Origin of the sequence: Desulfotalea psychrophila LSv54, from assembly GCF_000025945.1 — a bacterium.
In the GTDB taxonomy this organism is placed as follows: Bacteria; Desulfobacterota; Desulfobulbia; order Desulfobulbales; family Desulfocapsaceae; genus Desulfotalea; species Desulfotalea psychrophila.
In genome coordinates, this window is record NC_006138.1 from 1,622,704 (window position 1) to 1,641,788 (window position 19,085).

Below are 19,085 nucleotides of genomic sequence, written 5' to 3' on the forward strand. Positions count from 1 at the left end.
TTCGTCGCGTCGCCACAGACCAGCCCATTTTGGGTGAAAAAAATGCTTTCGCCTCAAGGGGAGAGAGGGACTACTCCTTTTCTGTGAAAAGCTGTCCATTTTCTATACGCATTTGCTTTTGCGGGAAGAGGTAGTTATTCTCGGCAGCTATGTACTTCGCATAATCTTCTTGCTTGAGTGCCAGCAGGGCCCCGGCGTACATCTTATAAAAAACAGGACGTGGTTCGTATTTGATCCAGTCTCTCATGTAGCTAAGAAACTGATTAAGATCCTCTTTGTTTCCTGTGCTTATGGCAACGTTATAGCGCATAATCAGGTTATAGCTTGTGAGCATGTCGGATAAGCCAATGGGGTTGATGACTTGTGAGAATAGAGTTGTTGCTTTTGTTTTGTCGAATTTTCTAACGAGATAAAGTGTGTGTAGGTTTGTGAGCATAAATAGCATGGTGCATACCACGAGTATCGGTGTTAATGCTCGTAAAGCAAAGGTATATTCGACAGCGAAACTATACTCTTTACTGTGGTCCGTAAGCCATATGAGAAAGATAAATAATATCCAGGGACTTGCCGCATGATAAAAGGGGAGCTCAAGCATACAGTGGATGGCCAGTGGGGCGAAAAGTGCAAGGAATATTAGCTTTTGTTTGCTTTTGCGGAGTTGCCAGAAGAAATAGGCCATTAGCAAAAAGATACCGACAACAGAGACCAAGCCACCCTCTACTGCCCAGTAAAGTAATTCGTTGTGGGGATGTTCCAGTTTGTCTGGTCCGAGGGCGATGTTTTGATCTTCTGTGTATGCCTTTGCCTGGTGGTTTAAGTAAGACCATTCAAAATTACCGTAGCCCCAGCCAAGAACGGGGTGTTCAGTAACCATTTTGAAGCTACGCGTATAGATGGCCTTTCGTATGCCCATTGACGAGACCTGTTCGAGACTCCTTCCATCTGTTTTGGAGAGCTGGATAGATGCCATACCTAAGAGGATTCCTGAAATCATCAGGCCTAGCCAGATATTACGTAATTTAAGTTGGCTTTTAAAGCTGCTATAGCTGCCCAGATATCCCAAAATCATAACCACACCAAGACCAAGGGTCCCGGCCCGCGATTGGGTAAGCATAACGGCAAGAGGGCAAATTAATGAACAGGCTAATAATGTTATTTTTAAGTAGCTGTTGCAGGAGTCCTGTCTGCTCTGCTGGAGCAGGAGGTAGAGGGATAGGGCCACGCCCGTTGCCATAAATGATGCGGCAACATTTACCTGTTGGAAGACACCATATGGGCGGTACTCAATATTGTAGTTAAGCCAGTTGTTTTCTGTAAGGAGGAAGAATTGGCCCAGGATAAAAATAGCCTCAATGGCAATGCCAAAGAGCACTATATAGCTGAGTTTGAACATTGCTCCAGACGTTTTGGGTACCTGCTGTAGGGCTATAAAGAACAGTAACCCGGCAACGAGTCCAAGGCCCCGACCTGCACTTTCAGCTGTAAGGAGCTCGTCGGCAAACCAATTTTCCGGGTAGAGATAGGGGAGGCTCATCAGGCAAACTGAAGCAATAAAGAACCAGGTCGTTTTGCTAAGGGTGAGTTCTTTTTGTTGGATGATCCGGTAGCAGCAGCTTGCAATTAATAGGGCAACGAAACACCATGTCATATTGCTAGATGGTATTTCAAGACCTGATCCGCCGCTATTATATTGAAAATAATGGATAGCGCCTAGCCACAGGCAAGCCCAAAAAAAAACGAAATATTTTGAAATTGGAGTGAATTCTTTAGTCATGGTCATTTTTTTGGAAAGGAGAGGCTTTGGCTGGGTAAGGTGTGTGGGATAATTAGCTCACAGCTTCTCCAGTGAGAGTAGGATTTGTAGCAGCCTTGTTAGATATTGGTCTTATCTGTCTTTGGAGTATTGTTAATATGTTACTTCTTTTGCGGGATGGCTGTTAGGGTAATTGTTTGATTAGGGGAGGGGGCCAATAGAAGTTAGTTCGAAGAGAACTAACTTCTATTCTTTATTAATTATTAACGACAGTTTGCTGGGACATAATTATCCATGTCGGTGCCTGTGTTTGTACATGTCCAAGTTAAGCCAGCTCCTGTTGTTGATAATGATGGAGTGAGAACAATAGTGGCATCAAGTAGAACTGGAGCCTTAAAGGTAACAGTAATAACTCCACTGGCTCCTATTCCGAGTGATTTAACGATGTCTGTATCGACAGTAGAGATACCTGCCTCAGCCAGACTTGTTGGCAAAACATTTTGAGATTGATAGTACTCGCTAACCGCTGTCTTGGCAGCACCGGCCATATTGAGGCCCTCTGTTACCTTGGCCCGTTTAGTGTAGTTCTGATACTGAGGAATAGCTACAGCTGCCAAAATTCCGATGATTGCCACAACGATCATCAGCTCGATAAGTGTAAAGCCCTGTTGGTTCTTGAGTGCCTTTTTCATTTGTCTCTCCTATGACATTGATTGATGGGGGGGGGGAATTGAACTGGCCTTAAACATTCACCAGGCCATGAGTTTGCGACCCTAGGAAAATGTTATCACAGGCATCTAGGTGATATCAATGTTTATGCCCCACTTCGGGGAGAATGTTTTCACCTCCGGGAGGAGGAACCACCCCGATTTGTCTGGAGCAGTTTATTTCTATGGGGTCTTGTCTTTTTGCGATGAATCAATGGTCTGGACAGGCTTTGGAACTGTCTTGTCGCTGGCTGACCTGTGCTGTTGGGGCGACGGATATGGGCAATGAGGGCGTAGATGATGGAGATAGTAGACCGGCGTAACTGGAAGGCAAAAAGAGTCATAGAGATTTGTGATAGGGGATGTGTTGGGATGATCTGGGCTGGCAGAGGCAGATGGTAAAGAGGGTAATAACTAGCTTGTATTTGGCCGGATGTGCCGGGTTGAAAAATGGGGATAAAGCGATCGTTAGAAAGAGTACGAGAAGGGTAGAAAGGACAGGGGTATTTGCCGTCTCTTTCCCAGATGGAATCTATCCAGCTAGCTGTGTTTATCTTTTCCTAAGATACTATTGGTTGAGTAAATTTTTAATTATCACAGGAAAATATTGTTCAGTGGCAGTTGTTTCTTACTAAAAGCCCCAGTCTGTAAAAAGTCGCAATTTGATATATTACTCTTTTCAACTATACCTATCCAGGACATAAAACAACCGCCCCAGTTTTATCCAGGACGGCTTTTGGGCTTTGGCGATTATTTTACGTTACAAATAGTATGGAAAATAATCTATATATTATTTTTTATAATTGCAGCCAAAGCAGCACTCTGTGTTACCGTAGTTGTGTTATTCCATGTGATAGTAGTGGTGCCAATAGTCGGCGTAAGGGTGATTACCAGGTCATCTACACCGGTGCCTATGCCATCTTCTAATGTGAGGGTTATTATGCCAGCAGCTACTGTACCCGTAAGCGCTTCTTTAGTTGGTGTAAAGGCAGGGATCTCGGTAACAGTGTCTGCGGTGGTGGTGTTGCAGGTAGTTAGTATACCACCAGCTTCCTGCGCACAAACGGCAACAGCCGTTTTCAAGCTGTCGACAGAAGTGAGTGCATTTCCGACTTTGGCTTTAATAGTATAGTTTTGATACTGAGGAATAGCCACGGCTGCCAAAATTCCGATGATTGCCACAACGATCATCAGCTCGATAAGGGTGAAACCCTGTTGGTTCTTGAGTGCCTTTTTCATTTTTTCTCCTTGTTATGATGCTAGAATGTTGGAACTCTGTTTCCCCTTAACTAGCAGTTTATATGCCAATTTCCATTTGTCCCTAAAATTTGTTGTATTCGCCTTTTTAATAGGGCTGTTCTCTCTGGTAAATGATCAAGGCCTGCGCCCTCCTGTCAGGGGCGGCGTAGTCTACCTCGTGCCAGTCCCTATCCTGCCCTGTACCTCCACCAGAAAAAAACATAATTCTTTGAGGTTTGGGTCTTATCTGTTCATGTGGATGGGGAGATGGGGCTGGGCCTCTGGGCAGGCAAGTGAGTCTTTGATTGTTAGGTTGTTAGGTGTTCAGGCATAACAGGAGCATGTTATAAGAAAATAGGGATGATAATAAGGGCTAAGGCCTTTTTAGACCCTTTCTGTTTTTATCATCGCCTGTTTCTGTCTGTGGTGACCTTTATTGTCAGCTGGGGTGACGTTTTTTGTCACCTCAGCTCTTGTCGAGGCACAGGAGTTCTTTTGTGAGCTTTTTTTCTGGTGAGCTGTGACTGTTATAGTGACATAATTGTGATTATATTATTGCGTATTGCGCTGATTAATTGTTATTAATGGCACTATTTTGTTTTGTCATCTTACAATATGGTGAATTTTATTGAACTGTGGAGGGGGAGAGAGAGTGCAAAACAGAAAGAGAGATGGCTTCACCCTTATTGAGGTGATGATCGTGGTGGCAATTATTGGCATACTGGCGGCCATTGCCATTCCCAGTTATAGAAGCTTTATCACGAGGGCTCGTTGCCAAGAGGTGGTGGCCCCGGTCCATGACGTTATGGTGAGATTGGTAGGAGGCTATGCCGAGGATAATTCTACCCCTAAAGAAGATTTTAAGGCATCTCATACCATCAATGGAGTTCTCCTTAACTATCCCGCAAATGTTCAGATAAGTTTTAAATCTGACGCTGCAGGTGCTTTTGCCGTGCAGGGTAAGAGAACGAATCCTGCCTGCTCAGATGGTGACGGTATCTATGTTTTGCTAGAAGGACAGACCCAAGGAGTATGGTAAGAGTTGATTATAACAGTGAAAAATAGTGGTGGGTTCACCTTGATTGAACTGGTTGCGGTAATGATTATTATCTCCGTTTTGGCCATGTTTGCCATTCCCAGCGTTATGGAGGCCCTACCCAATTATCGTCTGAAATCTGCCGTCAACGAGCTTCGGGCTAGCCTGCAACAGGCCCGAGGAGTGGCGGTGCGTGAAAATGGTTCGGTGGCTTTTTCCGTGGGGCCCATGGATCTTTCAGAAGACGGCATGGATTTTTCTTTTATAGAGAACGAGGGGCCTAAAAAGCATGGGGCTGATTTTGCTAACTATGGCTCGACGGGGTATGGCCTTGCTCAGGTGAAAAAGGATTGGGATGGTAATATTGCGGTTCAGGTCTCTTTACCTCACACTATCACTTTCACCAGTAGGGGCACGGCTGATCCTGCCACAGTATATCTGGATAACGGTTTTGGCCAAGAGAAGAACAATCTCTGTTATGCGGTGGAGGTTCTGACAACGGGCTTTATCAGGGTGCATAAGTATGTTCCCTGTCCTGCGGCCGACAAAACCTGTTGGGCGAAATAGTCTATGCTAAGCAATAAAAGAGGATTGACCCTGGTCGAATTGATGGTGGTGCTGGTACTTTCCATGATTGTCACTGGCCTAATGTACAGCCTCTACAGGGTACAGACAGTCTCTGCCGAGGTGCAGACCAATATTGCTGAAATGCAGCAGGCGCTTCGTACCTCCGTTGACAGCCTAAGCCGTGAACTGCGGATGGTTGGCTATGATCCAACTGCTCAAGGTGGCTTTGGTGTAAAGGCCGTTTCCGAGGTGAATGGCGTGTCACTAGGGACTGGAAATTACATAGATAAGGCTGCAATGGATAAGGCGAAGAGGACAGATACTCTTCGTTTTCTCACTTATAGCTACGCTGATAGCCTTGGCAATGACAGGATTGAGCTTTATGACAAAGATGATGGAGTATTTAAACTACATCTCATCGATGCTGGTGCAGCCGTCATTGAAGAGGTGGAGTATTTAGAGTTGTACTACCGTCTTGCCGATGGAACTAAAACCCTGACACCTACGAATTTAGCTCATATCCGTGCTGTGGAGGTCTCCCTGCTTGTTCGCTCCTCTCGACAATCGTCAGACTATATCAATACTACTGAGTATATAACGGCATCCGGTGAAGAATGGAAACCTTCTGGCGACGACCGCTATCGACGTAGATTTGTACGAAAAATAATAAAGTTGCGCAATATGGGCCTCTAGGAGGGAATATGAGATTATTAAATGAGCAGTCTGGCTTTACCCTCATTGAGGTCCTGATGGCGATTCTGATACTCTCCGTTGGCCTTATCTCTTTGAACTTTATGCAGGTGAGTTCCGTCAAGGGCAATGCCGATGCCATTGGCCTCTCTACCATGTCCTGGCTTGCCTCCAGTGAGATTGAAGGGCTGATGGATGAGGGCTATACTGCCGTGGTTGCTTTGGATAAGGGAGGGGCGGGGGCCGGTGCTGCTGGTCTGGATGATGGTCCTTCTTTAGTCGATTCAGATGTCTCTGCAGCGACTGCGGATAGGACGGATACTAAAACTCATTCTGGTTACAGCATTTATACGAATGTTGCCGATAATTCCCCGGTCAATGGGGCGGTGGCCATTCGGGTGATTGTGGTTCGTGCCCGTGATAATAAGTTCGTAAAGTATGATTCCTTTATGACTGATTTTGTCAAAGGAGGGCAGTGAAACCTTTAGCGAAAAAGAGAGAGGAAGGCTTTGTTTTGGTCCTTGGCCTGATCCTGATGTTGGTCCTTACCTTGGTCGGTACCCTGGCTACCAGAACGGCTGTTATGGAACTGCAAATTGCTGGAAATGAACGTCAGGCAAGTCAGGAGTTCTACGTTGCAGACAGTGTTTGGCAGCTTGGTGGTCTGTGGTTAGGCAAGAGATCAACCCCCCCTGATTGGGTCAATGTGTCTACTCCATTGAGTAATATTGTCAGAAATTATGGTGACGGTGGTGATGGTGTATCACACGAAGATTTTACTGATGCCAGTAAAGACGGTAGTTCTTTAGAGATTCCGTATTGGTATAGAATTAAAGATACTGGAAGTACTAAGGTCGCGGGATACGGTAAGGGATACAAGAGATTTCATTATGAGATAGATGCTGTAGCAGGTGGGCGAGCTCATGTTAGCACTCGAGTAAATAAGGTCTATAAGGTTGACTATTAAGTAATTGTTTTTAGCGGTGGATATGGAAAATAATACAGTTAGGCTTTTCCCGTGGATGATTATTTTGCTTTTAGTTGGAATGCTATTCCATGTTGATTCGGTGGTGCAGGCCGCCTGTGTGATTGATCCCACAGGAACTTATATTGAGGCGGAAAATTATACGGGTGAAGGTGGGCATAGTGATGATCACGATGAAAATTTTTCCTTAAAGAGTGATGGTAGTGCCCATGGTGGCCTCGCCCTGGTTGCTGGTAGTGATGATTCAACTCGAACGCCACCACGGCGGGAAATAAAAGAGTATGAGGTGGAGATCTCAACTGCTGGTACCTACTACTTCTGGATGAGAGGGGAGGGGTACAGTGGCTCAAGAGATTCTATGTTTTATACCGTTGATGATTCATCGTGGAGGGCCTGGAATTTTGCTGGACACTATTATAGGTATGTATGGACAAGGTCTATGCAGGTTGGCTCCAACGGAATCTATCTCAGTGCTGGCAGCCATACAATTAAAATAGCAATGCGAGAACATTATACCCGTATAGATGGTTTTTTCTTAAGTACGAATCGCTATACGTCCCCAAGTTTTGCCAACATTTTGGATCCGACCAGCTGTCAGGATAGCGGGGGCACACTTCCTCCTGCCGATGGCACCTGTGGTGATGTGCCCATTTATACGCAGAATCTCTTGAGTCCTGCCATCATGGTCCAGCTTGATCTTTCCGGGAGTATGGACAGTTCAATGTTCTCGGGTTCTAAGTTTTTGAGTTCTGATTTGGCGCCCATTGTCCAGGAGATTGTTGATTTAACAGGCTGGGTATCCGGCCATAATATTGCCTTTAGGGTGAGGGGAACCGGTGACCGACAGGCCTACTCTTATAGGGGCAGTTCAGTTGGTGCTCCCGTTCTTACCATTAAATATATCCCCATTGGTGGCGTCGATGAGGTAACTTTTACGAAAAAGATATTAGCAGATGCAGACGATAATCAGGTCTATAATGGTTCATTTGTCAATAATTATTATGGCCTATATTTTGGTGCAAAGGGTCCCGTAGGTCTTCTCTTTAAAAATATTAACATCCCTTCCGGTGCAGAAATCACCAGTGCCGAGATCCTCTTTACGTACAGAGGTTCCGACGATATAAGTCGAGTTGCCACCCTCGATATTGAAGGCTTTAAAGAGCCAAATGTATCATCGATTACAGAGACGATGCTTGAATCTGATACTGGCCTTACCCTGGCAAATGCATCCCTGAATTATACCCGGCTTGATTATGCCGTTGCCGTTTTGGCAGAGGTCTTTAAGGATGACGCAATTGCCTGGGGCTTTGCAACCTGGGCAGGTGGTAATGGGAGCTCTTCTGATACTGGTAGTCCCGACTACTACAGCAAATATAAGGTGGGGGTAAAGGCACATTCAGAGGTGCATCAGGGACATTTAGAGACGGCATTGGCCAGTACAGATGCCTATGGATGGACTCCGCTCACTCCAAGCATGAATGCTGCTATGATTACTTTACAGCAAGGCGCTTAGATGAGACCTACAGTTTGAAATATGCTCAGGTGTCCTGTCAGGCGAAGGTTCTTGTTATTGTTACCGATGGCATAGGTAATACAGGTACTACGACTACTAATGCAGGGACTGCTACTGATAGATTGATAAATGCAGGTGTTTCTGTTGTTGCCCTTGGCTTTGGTTTAGATAATGCGACGCAACTTGATAAAATAGCGGAAATAGCTCAACGCGCCGGGAAAATTTCAGATACAGATAAGCTCTATGCCCTCCATGATGATGCGGGCGGGAAGGGCGTACCATTTCTGGCCGATTCCCCCGATGAATTTTTAGCAGCGATGAAATCCATTATCAGCAGTGTCAAATTGCAGTTGTATAATGGTGTCTCTCCGGCCCCAACCACCTCGGTTAAAGATGAACAAATTTTAGTGACTGCCACATTTAACCCAGCAAAGTGGACGGGAGATGTTGTGGCCAATAAATTTGACGGAGAAACGGGGAAGCTGGGAGAGATATTGTGGAGGGCAAGTGATGTTTATGCCTCTGCGGGGAGCCCGGATTTCGCTGATTGCTTTGTTTATGAGAAGGCGACAACCAGTGTGGTGAATTATGGTACTACAACTCTGGATAAAGATAATTATCTCTGCAAAAATTTGGGAGATATTATTAATTCAACACCCAAGATTGTAGGAGCTCCTCCCTATTATTATGATTTTGATGACTATGAAGATTTTAACCGCAATACATCCGTTACTGGCCGAGATACCCTTGTTTATGTGAATTCAAATGACGGAGCCCTGCACTCTTTTTTACTTGCTCCGGGAACGAGCCGTGCCAGTACAGATACAACGCCTCTGGGGAAAGAGCTATGGCGATTTTATCCAGATAGTGTAAGGGAAAAACTTAATACAGATATGTGTTCTGCTGCATACTGTCATGAGTATATCAATGATGGCCCTCCCCGAGTTGGAGATATTTATAAGGCAGATTTGTCAGGCAGTAAATGGCGGACTGTGCTGGCGGCTGGTATTGGCAGAGGTGGCGCTGGCTTCTATTCTTTAGATGTTACATATGGAAAAGGTCTCGGTGGAGGAGTAAATGATACCTCTTTCCTGTGGGAGTTTACCAGTGTCGATGATAGTGAACTGGGGTTGGCTACAGCTTTGCCTGAGATTGAGAGAGTTGCTGATGATGCAGTTGCTAACAAAGCTTCGTGGCTGACATTTTTTGGCTCCGGCCGAGCTGTTAAGGCAGATGAACAGGCCAGTAAGCAGGCGTATCTGTTTGCTGTTAATTCGTGGACAGGGGCTTCTGTGTGGGGCGGCGATAATAATACGAATAAGATCAAAATTGGTACAGCAGACCCGGCTGATGATAGTCAGTTGCTTAAAAACGATATTCCCTCTTCTCCTTTGGTTGTTGATGTCGATGATGATAACAAGGCTGACAGGGTATATTTGGGTAATTTATACGGTGAAATTTTTAGAATTGCAGATATTTCAGTTGGCGATTCTCCACGGGTAAGCCGCCTTTTTGAATCTGGTCATACAGATCGATTGTCACCTATTATTACAAAACCTGCCTTCGCCTTTGATTCTGATACAGGCAGCAGCCTGTGGGTGTATGCTGGTACTGGAAAGTACGAAGATCAAGCAGATAAGGTGTCTTCAGACCAACAGTATATGCTTGGTCTTCTGGATGAGGGCGCTTCTCTGAGAAAGATGAGTGAAATAACAACCTGTGATGCGGGATTTGTTACAGCTGCAGATAGTAGTGCTGAGTATAGAACAGTAGGAAATTGTGTAACTGGTGCAGGTGGTGCAGGTTCATGGGCCTTGAAGCTTATGAATTCTGAGAGCAGTGCAAGTGAGCGTTCCTTGTCACAGCCTTTGGTGGTCGGCGGTGTTGTCTTTTTTACTACCTTTGTCCCTGATGCAGATGTCTGTGGGGGAAGCGGTGATGCATATTTATTTGCCCTTGATTGGAAGACAGGAGCTGCCCCAACGGAGCATATATTTGTAGATTTTCCACAAACTGTTGGCAGCAGTGCAGTCGCTGGTTTGTATCTTGGTAAAGGTGTTCCTTTTCAGCCTGTGCTGCATGGGGATGTGCTTTTTGCAGGAACTACAGAGCAACCACCCACTCCTTATAAGGTTAATTTGAAAAAGTCAAAAATAGAGCTGAAGTCTTGGAGACAGGACTTTAATTAGAATAAAAACTATTGGTTAACCAGTTGTCTACAGGGTAGGTGTAGTATGAAAATGCTAAGGGTATTGTTTTTAGGGTTTGTTTGTTATTCTTTTACCTTACAAACTGGATTTGCTCAAAATACAAAGCAGGAGATGGTCGATCTTCTTGTCGATAGCTCCGGAGGAGAACAAAGGGAAATGGTTGGCTTGGTATCTGAGTATACCCCCGGAGGTTCGCTTATATTGGTGGCAGATCAGCTTCTCAGTGTGCCCTCTGTAATATTTCGTAAAAATTTGGCAGGACAGTATTTAGAGGAGCCAATAAAAAATCTTGCTGTTGGCCAAGGTGTGCAGGCTATTGTCAGTAAAAAAGTTACTGAAGGTGTTCAGGAAACTGTTGTGCTGGCAATAGTTGAAGATATTGCTCAATCGGAAGGGCCTGCAGAACCTGCTGATGTTCTTGATAACAAAAAGGGGAAGCGTGTAGAAAGGCTCAGGTTGGAAAATGGTGTTTGGCTGAATGAGTAGAGGAGATGGAAAGAATTTCTCCTATTTTTTAGCTCCCCGTACAGTACGCTTGTCTGGTTTTTTTTTGTGCTTTTGTTGAGGCAATAGGGTCGCGTGATTTGCCAAGGGGAAAGCCATGTATCCCTATCGCCTGAGATGGATAATTATCTGAATCCCTGCTGGCATGGCCGTTAGGCTATTTACAGTCTACCCCCCGGCTGGGGGTGCTGCTCTTGCAGCCTGTACCGGTGAGGGACCACTCTGTGTAGCCCTTGCTGGTGGTCGGGGTATAGATGAAGTTTAGTTGAGTGCCGGCTGTGTCGGTGACGGTGGTGGTGATTGAGATAACGCCCTTAACTGTTGCGAGTTTATCCACATACGAGACCGTTGCCCCATCATCCCCTGTGGCAATATCTGCCGGAATAAGGGGGACTGTGGCATTGTCGCAGTTGGTTGGCGCTCCCCTGTCCTGGATACACTGTTCAACGGCAACCTGCCAGGATGTGATATTGGATAAAACCCCGCCCAACTTGCTTCTTGCCACATAGTTAGTGTACTGAGGGACGGCAACGGCCGCAAGGATACCGACGATCGCTATAACGATCATAAGCTCAATAAGGGTAAATCCCCTCTCTGCTTTAAGAGAACTTTGCATGGACTTCTCCTGAGTGAAATTTTTTGTCCTTTAGGTATTATTCGACCCAACCGTCCGGAATGAATTCTGTTTTATAAATTATATCAATAATGGCCTGCTCGGGAGCCTTGGTTGAGAGTGATTGTTCATTTTCTGCGTAGACAGTAATTGCCTGCAGGCTGGTGACTTTTTCTAGCTGGGTGCCTGCCTGGGGGCCGGTATCAGGAATTTGGAACGCTGAAAGATTATTTGCGCCTCTATAGTAGGCATAAAGGCTTGTGCAATCGGCCTTTCCCAGGGCGGTGCAGAGGCCTAGGGGGATGTCTATTTTGGATGCCGTCGGGGTGCTGGGGCTTGTTGAACAGGTCATTCCCCCATTGCAGGTGAGGCTGTCGTCGCCCATTTTGGCCATCAAAAAATTGCCGGTTCCCCGGGCTATTTGCAGCTCTTGGTTATAGGAGTTCATCTGGTGGGTGCTTACCGTGGAACTTTTTATTATGTGCCACATCACCGCCACCAGCATAATCCCGATTAGCCCCAGGGAAAGGGCTGTCACAAGTACCGTGCCTCTTTGGTTATTGACTGTTTTCATATTAAAACCCTTTGGCAAAGGCCGTTATCTTTAAGACCTTCCACTGGTATCTCTTGAACTCCTCTATCTCGTCGCCAGTGGTAAAAAGTGTCTGGAACTGGACGGCCTCTCCATCAATGCTAAAGCTTATCTTGCCGTCGCCTAGACTGGGGCTTGGCCCACCATAGGTGTAGGTCTCGTCTTTTTTGCCAATTTGGGCCAGGATATAGACGGTGCTGGTCTTGAGCTTATTGCGAACTGTGAGGGTGGAGCCTGTCTCGGCAGCCGGGATATCAGTAGTCTTGCTGGGATCAAGGTTTGTTTCGTCCGCCTCAACTGTTCCGTCGTCGTCTTTATCCCAGTCAACGCGGATGGCGAAATCGGCAATGCAGGTGAAGAGAGGAGTATCGTTTCGCAGTATGTTTCTGGTATTTGCCGCACAGGAGTCTATGGGTTGGCTGGCGCTGAGCCTATACTCTGTCTGGGTGCAGGGCTGGTTGCTACTGCTGCCGCAGCTGGTGGCCCCGTTTGCATAGGGATAGACGATATATATGTTATTGCCACTGCAGCCTGTGGTGGTAATATCCTCGTTGTAGATAGAGTCTTTGTCGATAAGGATGGAGTTTTGAGAATCATTGTCTCGCTGTTCAATATCAAGGGAGAAGCTACCACTCGAACAGGAACCTGTTGCCCAACCCATGGTTGCGCTATTGGTGTTACTGAGGGTGGAGTGAATCAAAAGGCTACTGCCATCCCAGAAAACAGGGGGAATGTCATTTATGGTGGCTGTTGAGTCTATGTAGGTGGCAATGCCTGTGCCTGCATGTTCCAAATCCAGACGTAAGAGCTCATTGGCAGAGAGATTGTCTCCTCTTGTCTGGCTGGCGGCCGTGCTACTCTTGACATTATGCGATATCCGTTGAAAACTCTTGGTGGTGAAGAGGAGGAGGAGGAGCATGATGGTCATGGCCACGAGGAACTCAATCAGGGTAAAGCCGTCTCTTTTCATATGTCAGCCCGTATGGTTGTGGTTGTGTAGGACTCCTCGGGGCCATCATCTAGCACCTTCCATTTAACGGTAATGTTTACCAGTTTACCATAGGTGCCAATACCTGCCGGCTCCGATACCGCCTGGTCTACGTTGAATGTTTTTTGACTGTCGCCAAAGAAACGGGCCAGGCTGGTGTTGGTTGTGCCGAGATTAAGGGCGGCAAAGGCCGTGTTGCTGATATTGGCAACCTGCAGTTGGGCAATCTGCTTGGCCTCGTTTTGATACTGTTGGCGTGCAGAATGTTGAAAGGTACGAATAAGCCCTGTAAGTGTGCCAAGCGACATTATGAGGAGGAGGAGAAGGGCCACCATTACCTCAACGAGGGTAAAACCCCTCTCTCTATTCTGCTGTGCAGGATGTTCCATCATACTTTCCCTGACGAACGCGAATGTTATTTATTGTTATGCAGTCACCAGTGGCTGCGGGGTTGGACAGTGCTGTTTCCCTATTGTCTGCCAGCAGGCGGATATGACCATTAGCGAGGTTTCCTCGACTGGTAATTGAAAAGCTGTCGCTACCGTAGTTGCTGGCGTAGATATAGTTAAGTACCACCTCTTTTTGGGTATCCGTGCCAGTGCCTGCATCATCCCACCGGGAGACAATGGTTGTATGCTTGTCGCCGCTAGTCCCCTCTTTTAGAAGAGAGACTGTCACCTCCTGTTTGTGGGTAAAGGCCCAAACCCGGCCGGCCTTAATGAATCTCGTTATTTTGCTAAGATCGTTTTCTATATTCTTGGCCTGGGTCATCTTTTGGTAACTGGCAAGGGAGAAGGTTGCCATTATGCCCACCAGGACAATGACTATCATCAGTTCCAGCAGGGTAAAACCCCTCTCCCTGTTTCTGCTTAGCGTTCTTGCCATAAGAGGGGCTCTCCTTTGGGTGTAATCCCATTACCAGGTAAGATAAAGGGGGAATTTTCTGGTGGCGTACCCATTATCCAAGAAGTTGCCCTATTGCCATCCTGGTCGAAACTATCCTGATTGAGTAGGTTGAGGTCGCCGGCATTCAGGGGCAGAATTATGTGGAAGATTTCCGCTGGAAGATTATAGGCCTGACCTTCTGTGTTCTCCTCGCAACCGGTGCTGATGCTATCTCCTGTCATGCAGTTCAGGGCCCACATTCTGGTCCGTCCACCAAAGGAGCATATATCATCTGTCGGTTGGGTGGTGGTGAAAAAGGTGATATTTAAATTGCTTACTGTGGGGTCGGTGAGAACACGTTCCTTCATGTAGATGGTGTCAGGGTCGTCTGCATCGGCGCCATATTCTGCCAGACCCTTATCCAGCCTCCATGCATAGTTGCTGTTGCGTTTGGCATCGGAGACATCACAGGTCCCACTGGTGTTGTGGATTGAGTTGATGCCGACACTTTTTAGGCAATCCTCACCCTTAGCTAGATTATCCCTACACTCTTGGAGGTTAACGCCATAGAGGTTATTGGTCTTGCCATCTGGGTCGTCCTTCTTGAAAAACCATTTGCCCGTACCGAAATAGACAAAGGGGTCATCAAAGCAGGTGCCGAAGGCAACTGCGCTGGTAACCGGTTGGCTGGAGTTGAGGATGTTCTTTTCCGTCCATTTTTTTACTGCCTGATCGGTGGGGGCAATAGCCCGGAGCTGGCCTTGTGCACCATTTTTTTCATTGACCCCATAAAGGATAAGGTCGGTGTAGCCATCACTGTCGATATCCATGCCGTTGTTGTAAAGCCTGCCGCCGAAAGAATTTTTTTGCACGTTTTTGGGTGCTATTGTATTAACCGCGGTTTTTTTGAAATCATCATCAAGGGTGAGGATGAAGACCTTTAAATTCTGCTGTACTTGGCCCTGGTAGTCTGTGGGGCCGGAGACAAAGACTACGTATTTTTGTTTGAGGCTGTTGCCAGCTTTTTGTTTTCTGCTGATAACAGCGGGGCCGGAGTAGGCAAAACCAAGATCTGGATCGGTGAATTCCCAGAGGAATTTGGGGGCATAGGGATCGGTGATATTAAGAGCAAAGTATGAGGACAGGCCTTTGCCGGCAGTTTCAGGCGAGATAGCCTTATCACCTGTAGAGCCCGTTGCCCCGCCAAAACGCATTCCCATGATAAGAATTGTCTTGTCCCCGTGCTGGACGAAGTAGGGTGCGCCGTCAATCGCATAGAGATGCTGATAGTCCGGGTCGGCAAGGTATTTCAGATAGGGCATGCTGTTTTTGGGGATGAAAGACCAGACCTCTTTACCTACGAGGTTGTTGCCGTCGTCGCCTTTTTTATTAATAAGCGTAGCCACTTGATCACCGCTAAGGCCCCCCCTCTCTATCTTGCCCCCGTTAAAGACATGGAGCATACCGTCGTTGGCCCCGGTGAAGATCAGGGAGTTGTCCCCGTAGTTAAGAACCTTGGGGGTTGAATGGATAATATCGCCCAGCTTCCATCTGTTTTTTCCACCGGTGGTGTCAGCGTCTGTTGCCCTGGATCTGCACTCTCCTCCGCCATTGGTAGTGAAATCATCTCCTGCCCCACGGGTATAGGAGATAGTGTTTACCGCCCTCTCTGCAGCTGTTCCACCAAGGCAGGGATCAAAGCCGCTGCCTCCAAAAAGAGAGTCGAAGCTGTTGACATTATCTGTGGTGAACTCTTGTATACTGTCCGTTTCATCTACTCCCCATATGACCCGTCTCGCTGTGTCAAGACCTGGGGCTGGATCAGCGATGAGGTCAGGGGCAGACTCAACCTCTCGATCGTTTAACATTTGTCCGCCATCCCATATCTTGGCAATATCTCCGATTTTGGCATGATCGCCTAAGCGGGCTCCCTTACTTCCATCGGCCTCTACCGCATAGTAGGGGATGGAGAGTCCCCCTGTATTGGGATTTGGCACAATTTCAATAATATGGTCTGTAAATTTATTGCGAAAAAACCTGTCCACATTGTCTTCCTGCATATAGGCAATATCGTTTTGGCTGGAGTACCAGTAGGTATGGAGTATACCTGTCCAGTTTACTTGGTACTTCTTGTTATCTTGGAACTCTTTAGTGGGGAAAAAGAGGCTCTGGTTGAGGGTACCCCCTGTAGATTTATTTCCTGAGAGAATAGATACGCCTGTGCCCGATGCGGTCTTGTCGAGGATGCTGTTGATGGTTCCCTTCAGAACATCTTTGAGCTGTTGCCCATCCTCTGCTAGAGAATAGGTCCCTTGGCCATGGGCGGCGGTATCCTGGAGGAGTCTCTCTTCGGCGGAGTTTGCAGAAATTCCGAAGCCCACGGTATAGGTGGTAAGATACTGCTCTCCCTTAAGATCATCGCGGAGATCCCGACTGTTAGAGAGTGCTTCAGTCAGGGCCTGCCCCTTTCTGTTAAGGTTGGCCCAGAGGGCCAGATCATCGAGGTTATTTTTGTAACTATTATCGGTGTTCCTCGTATTAATGCCCTCGCCTGTTACGATGTTCCCATCGTAGTCGTTTGTGTAGTTGCTTCCGTCACTATATGCTGAAGCCGCCTGGGAGGCGCTTGATTCGTTAAATTCCTCGTCATTAAAAGGTGGCACGTAGCTATCGGTATATGAACCCCCATCGGTGAAGATAATAACAGATGAGTTAGCGCAACGTATCATGGCGTCCAGTTCTTTGAAATAGTAGGGGTCCCAGGCTTTTTCTGTTAAAAAGCTTGCCACGTCTCCTGCGCTGTTGACGCTGGAGTTGTAATAGGGGCCTTTTTGCTGGAAATAACGAATGACCTCATAGAAATTTTCAGCAAGGGGGGTTGTTCCCCAGATCAGTGGATAGTGTTCGACTGCATCCACCAGAATTTCTATGTCTGAATCTATGGGGGTATCGATTGTGCGAAAGTTGGTGTCTGAACTTTTTTTGACAAAGGGGTTGGTCGGGATGCGCAGGCGCATGGTTCCACCGTGCCACCATGAATTGTATATATTGTTGGTGGTGAGATTGTACTTGTAGTAACTGAGGCCCTGACGGACATCATCCTTTATATCGTGAAGGAGTCCTTTGGGTACCTGATCTGTCAATAGGGCAATATTATAGTTTGTTCTTGGGGAGAGGGCGAGGTAGCCGACAGCCTCTGTTGTATGGCGAACCTCCGTATCATTTGAACCCTCTTCCTGCAGGGAGATTTGCACTGAATCCTGCTCTAAATTACTAAAGGCTACGGCCACTGTATCGGGCCCGTTAAAGGTTAAGGCTGTGGCTAGAAAGGCACTGGTGGCTTTGCTCGTGGCAAAAGTTATAGAGGCGCTGTTGGAAAGACTCTGGGTGCCCACTTCTAGAACTGTATCCGTGAAGTTATATTGTCCTTTCTCCAGGGCCACATAGTCCACTGTTTCGGTTGCATGAGTTCGGCGGCTCGCCTTCCATTCTAATTCTTCCTCCTGCAAAATGATATCAAAGTCGGCTGTTGATATATCGTTAAGGCGGGTGGTGACGGTTTGATGGTCTGTGTCTGAGGTGATTGCGGTGATTACTACGGGAGTCGAAGAAAAATCACCTGAAGCCAGAGACACATTTTTCCACGCGGAGCGACTGTTTACATAGCTTGTGTTGATTTTTGTGCTTCCTGCCATAATTTTTCCCCCGCCAAGCAGGGTGTGCGTCCCTGCCTCGATGACCAGGTAGGAGGCATTTCGTTGAGGCAGGGTTCCGTTGAGATACTCCCACTGCTCTGCCCGTATTTTAAAAGAAGAATTTTTGATCTCCTTTATTCTGATTACCGCAGGGCGATTAGCGGTTGAATCGAGGGGGCCGGCAACAATAACGGGATTGCTATAATTTTTGCTCAGGGTGATTTTTTTCCATGTCTCATCAAGGTCCTCAATGGAGCTAAATTCACCAATGATATCACCAATGTTATCGGTGATGGTCTTGGAGTATTTTGTGCTTATTCCCGTTGCCGTCATCTTTGCATAGGGGTCGTAGGTAGTTTTACTTGAACCGCCATAGGCAGGGCTGTTGACTCTTATGGGGCTTCCCGCAGAAAGTGGGCTGTAGTCAATTGAATTTGCTGGGGCATTTCGGCAAATTTCTCTGTCAATTGGCTCATTGTTTCCCACAATTTTCCAGTATAGGGTTGAATTGCCTGTTATGTTTAGATATGGGTAGCTGCTTCTGCTCTCTGTCTTGCCTCCAACGAGAACCTTTCTGGCTGCATCCATACGTCTGGTGACGATCCAGTTGAGAAAGTTCCCGCTCCAGCAGTTTTTGTCTGTTTGAGAGGAACATGTGCTTGGTACAAAGGCTCCCGTGGCTGATAGGGCAACGGCTACATCGTAGGGAGTGCCATTAAATCCATCTGGGTTTATGCTAACCTTGGGGTCGTAATTGTAATTTGCCGTACTTTCAAAAATACCGTAATACTCTTTTGTACTGTCATAGTCTGACGGGAATGATTTGCAGTTCCAGCCACTCTGGCTATACATTGGTTGCTTCATGCTCCCTGAATTATCGAGCATGAATAGGATGTTAGGCTTGACTTTGTTGGCTATGGATGGTGGGTATGCTGTATAGGCGGCTCCCTCGCATGTACCTGCACTTGCCACTAAGGGCCCTGTGAGAATAAGGAGAGGTAGGAGGAGAAAAAGCGGGAGATTTATTTTGTTATTCGGGATCTGTTTCATGTCTGTGCTCTTCTCCTGTTTTAACCGCAACAATGTCCTGTGCTGTTCAATTCGTCCA

At 46.8% G+C, this 19,085-nt stretch carries 18 protein-coding genes; 8 read left to right on the top strand and 10 right to left on the bottom strand.

Annotated elements, in window-relative coordinates:
* Positions 1 to 70: 70 nt before the first annotated feature.
* The 4 genes from DP_RS07380 to DP_RS07390 all read right to left on the bottom strand — a co-directional run bounded on the left by DP_RS07380 (position 71) and on the right by DP_RS07390 (position 3,699).
* Positions 71 to 1,774: a PglL family O-oligosaccharyltransferase gene (locus DP_RS07380; RefSeq protein WP_162096633.1), complete on the bottom strand. Its 1,704-nt coding sequence runs from the start codon at positions 1,772 to 1,774 to the stop codon at positions 71 to 73.
* 242 nt (positions 1,775 to 2,016) lie between these two features.
* Positions 2,017 to 2,445, bottom strand: a complete 429-nt coding sequence (locus tag DP_RS07385) for a pilin (RefSeq protein WP_011188693.1) — start codon at positions 2,443 to 2,445, stop codon at positions 2,017 to 2,019.
* Positions 2,446 to 2,594: 149 nt separating this feature from the next.
* Positions 2,595 to 2,804, bottom strand: a complete 210-nt coding sequence (locus DP_RS17905; RefSeq protein WP_011188694.1) for a hypothetical protein — start codon at positions 2,802 to 2,804, stop codon at positions 2,595 to 2,597.
* Between the two features lie 439 nt (positions 2,805 to 3,243).
* Positions 3,244 to 3,699, bottom strand: coding sequence for a pilin (locus tag DP_RS07390; protein ID WP_011188696.1), 456 nt, complete (start codon positions 3,697 to 3,699; stop codon positions 3,244 to 3,246).
* Positions 3,700 to 4,351: 652 nt separating this feature from the next.
* On the opposite strand from DP_RS07390, the gene DP_RS18955 reads away from it, so the two are divergent.
* The 8 genes from DP_RS18955 to DP_RS07430 all read left to right on the top strand — a co-directional run bounded on the left by DP_RS18955 (position 4,352) and on the right by DP_RS07430 (position 11,186).
* Entirely contained in the window at positions 4,352 to 4,738 is a 387-nt protein-coding gene (locus DP_RS18955) for a prepilin-type N-terminal cleavage/methylation domain-containing protein (RefSeq protein WP_041277757.1), read from the top strand.
* Between the two features lie 3 nt (positions 4,739 to 4,741).
* On the top strand, positions 4,742 to 5,302 hold the full coding sequence (locus DP_RS16725; protein ID WP_011188698.1) for a GspH/FimT family pseudopilin: 561 nt from the start codon (positions 4,742 to 4,744) through the stop codon (positions 5,300 to 5,302).
* A 3-nt stretch (positions 5,303 to 5,305) separates the two neighbouring features.
* The gene (locus DP_RS07405) at positions 5,306 to 5,995 is read left to right on the top strand and encodes a PilW family protein (RefSeq protein ID WP_011188699.1); all 690 of its coding nucleotides are present in this window, start codon (positions 5,306 to 5,308) and stop codon (positions 5,993 to 5,995) included.
* Positions 5,996 to 6,003: 8 nt separating this feature from the next.
* Entirely contained in the window at positions 6,004 to 6,471 is a 468-nt protein-coding gene (locus tag DP_RS16730) for a type IV pilus modification PilV family protein (protein ID WP_011188700.1), read from the top strand.
* A complete protein-coding gene (locus tag DP_RS07415) occupies positions 6,468 to 6,959 on the top strand; it encodes a pilus assembly PilX family protein (protein WP_011188701.1) in 492 nt (163 codons plus the stop codon). The genes DP_RS16730 and DP_RS07415 overlap by 4 nt, the downstream gene beginning before the upstream one ends.
* 22 nt (positions 6,960 to 6,981) lie before the next feature.
* The gene (locus DP_RS07420) at positions 6,982 to 8,490 is read left to right on the top strand and encodes a hypothetical protein (protein WP_156792226.1); all 1,509 of its coding nucleotides are present in this window, start codon (positions 6,982 to 6,984) and stop codon (positions 8,488 to 8,490) included.
* Between the two features lie 14 nt (positions 8,491 to 8,504).
* Positions 8,505 to 10,679, top strand: coding sequence for a pilus assembly protein (locus DP_RS07425; protein ID WP_041277760.1), 2,175 nt, complete (start codon positions 8,505 to 8,507; stop codon positions 10,677 to 10,679).
* Between the two features lie 132 nt (positions 10,680 to 10,811).
* Complete coding sequence (locus DP_RS07430) at positions 10,812 to 11,186, top strand: hypothetical protein (RefSeq protein ID WP_156792227.1); 375 nt, start codon at positions 10,812 to 10,814, stop codon at positions 11,184 to 11,186.
* A 175-nt stretch (positions 11,187 to 11,361) separates the two neighbouring features.
* Here DP_RS07430 and DP_RS18960 read toward each other — a convergent pair whose 3' ends face one another.
* From DP_RS18960 to DP_RS07460, 6 genes are read right to left on the bottom strand one after another with little or no spacing between them, the layout of a single operon-like run.
* Positions 11,362 to 11,820 (bottom strand): pilin, encoded by a 459-nt coding sequence (locus tag DP_RS18960; protein ID WP_011188705.1) that lies wholly within the window; start codon positions 11,818 to 11,820, stop codon positions 11,362 to 11,364.
* A gap of 37 nt (positions 11,821 to 11,857) precedes the next feature.
* A complete protein-coding gene (locus DP_RS07440) occupies positions 11,858 to 12,391 on the bottom strand; it encodes a hypothetical protein (RefSeq protein WP_041277761.1) in 534 nt (177 codons plus the stop codon).
* 1 nt (position 12,392) lies between these two features.
* On the bottom strand, positions 12,393 to 13,379 hold the full coding sequence (locus tag DP_RS07445) for a PulJ/GspJ family protein (RefSeq protein WP_011188707.1): 987 nt from the start codon (positions 13,377 to 13,379) through the stop codon (positions 12,393 to 12,395).
* Entirely contained in the window at positions 13,376 to 13,789 is a 414-nt protein-coding gene (locus DP_RS07450) for a type IV pilus modification PilV family protein (protein ID WP_083818946.1), read from the bottom strand. The genes DP_RS07445 and DP_RS07450 overlap by 4 nt, the downstream gene beginning before the upstream one ends.
* Positions 13,761 to 14,282, bottom strand: a complete 522-nt coding sequence (locus DP_RS07455) for a pilus assembly FimT family protein (RefSeq protein WP_011188709.1) — start codon at positions 14,280 to 14,282, stop codon at positions 13,761 to 13,763. Before DP_RS07455 ends, DP_RS07450 begins: the two co-directional genes overlap by 29 nt.
* Positions 14,267 to 19,027 (bottom strand): pilus assembly protein, encoded by a 4,761-nt coding sequence (locus DP_RS07460; protein ID WP_041277763.1) that lies wholly within the window; start codon positions 19,025 to 19,027, stop codon positions 14,267 to 14,269. Before DP_RS07460 ends, DP_RS07455 begins: the two co-directional genes overlap by 16 nt.
* Between the last annotated feature and the right edge of the window lie 58 nt (positions 19,028 to 19,085).

Bases quoted from the DNA above. Each gene is read 5' to 3' on its own strand.
- DP_RS07380 (WP_162096633.1), bottom strand. From the start codon at position 1,774: ATGACTAAAGAATTCACTCCAATTTCAAAATATTTCGTTTTTTTTTGG.
- DP_RS07385 (WP_011188693.1), bottom strand. From the start codon at position 2,445: ATGAAAAAGGCACTCAAGAACCAACAGGGCTTTACACTTATCGAGCTG.
- DP_RS17905 (WP_011188694.1), bottom strand. From the start codon at position 2,804: ATGACTCTTTTTGCCTTCCAGTTACGCCGGTCTACTATCTCCATCATC.
- DP_RS07390 (WP_011188696.1), bottom strand. From the start codon at position 3,699: ATGAAAAAGGCACTCAAGAACCAACAGGGTTTCACCCTTATCGAGCTG.
- DP_RS07405 (WP_011188699.1), top strand. From the start codon at position 5,306: ATGCTAAGCAATAAAAGAGGATTGACCCTGGTCGAATTGATGGTGGTG.
- DP_RS16730 (WP_011188700.1), top strand. From the start codon at position 6,004: ATGAGATTATTAAATGAGCAGTCTGGCTTTACCCTCATTGAGGTCCTG.
- DP_RS07420 (WP_156792226.1), top strand. From the start codon at position 6,982: ATGGAAAATAATACAGTTAGGCTTTTCCCGTGGATGATTATTTTGCTT.
- DP_RS07430 (WP_156792227.1), top strand. From the start codon at position 10,812: ATGGTCGATCTTCTTGTCGATAGCTCCGGAGGAGAACAAAGGGAAATG.
- DP_RS18960 (WP_011188705.1), bottom strand. From the start codon at position 11,820: ATGCAAAGTTCTCTTAAAGCAGAGAGGGGATTTACCCTTATTGAGCTT.
- DP_RS07440 (WP_041277761.1), bottom strand. From the start codon at position 12,391: ATGAAAACAGTCAATAACCAAAGAGGCACGGTACTTGTGACAGCCCTT.
- DP_RS07445 (WP_011188707.1), bottom strand. From the start codon at position 13,379: ATGAAAAGAGACGGCTTTACCCTGATTGAGTTCCTCGTGGCCATGACC.
- DP_RS07450 (WP_083818946.1), bottom strand. From the start codon at position 13,789: ATGATGGAACATCCTGCACAGCAGAATAGAGAGAGGGGTTTTACCCTC.
- DP_RS07455 (WP_011188709.1), bottom strand. From the start codon at position 14,282: ATGGCAAGAACGCTAAGCAGAAACAGGGAGAGGGGTTTTACCCTGCTG.
- DP_RS07460 (WP_041277763.1), bottom strand. From the start codon at position 19,027: ATGAAACAGATCCCGAATAACAAAATAAATCTCCCGCTTTTTCTCCTC.